The organism is Klebsiella sp. A-Nf5 (assembly GCF_002810545.1).
Lineage (GTDB): Bacteria > Pseudomonadota > Gammaproteobacteria > Enterobacterales > Enterobacteriaceae > Klebsiella > Klebsiella variicola.
Genome location: NZ_PIOG01000149.1, coordinates 1 through 461, shown reverse-complemented (window position 1 = coordinate 461; position 461 = coordinate 1). Strand labels below are relative to the sequence as shown.

Genomic DNA, 461 nt, shown 5'->3' with positions numbered 1-461 from the left:
ATACTCCGGCAGTATTACATACTGAAATTGTTGAGGGTGATCGCGTGACAATTACCGTCATGCCTAAAGGCGGCGGCAGTGAAAACATGGGCACATTTAAAACATTATTGCCTGGAGATGATATTGACGGCGTAAAAAAATTCGTTCTTGAAACCGTTCGCCATGTAGGTGGAAATCCGTGTCCTCCATATATTATTGGTATTGGAATAGGCGGTACAATGGATCATTGTGCGTGGATGGCTAAAAAAGCATTATTACGCCCTATTGGCGAATATAATGCAAAACCGCTTTATGCAAAATTAGAAGCTGAACTATTAGATGAGGTCAATAATACTGGGATTGGCCCATTAGGCATGGGGGGACGTGTTACCGCTCTTGGCGTACATATTGATTATTATCCATGCCATATTACTGCTCTGCCCGTAGCAATTAATTTCCAGTGCAATGCTAGTCGTCATGCT

1 protein-coding gene is annotated in these 461 nt (G+C 42.5%); it reads left to right on the top strand.

The window, feature by feature from the left end; all coding sequences use genetic code 11:
* Window positions 1-461, top strand: a 461-nt coding sequence (locus CWM53_RS15595) for a fumarate hydratase (protein ID WP_206062623.1), incomplete at both ends; no start/stop codon positions are given.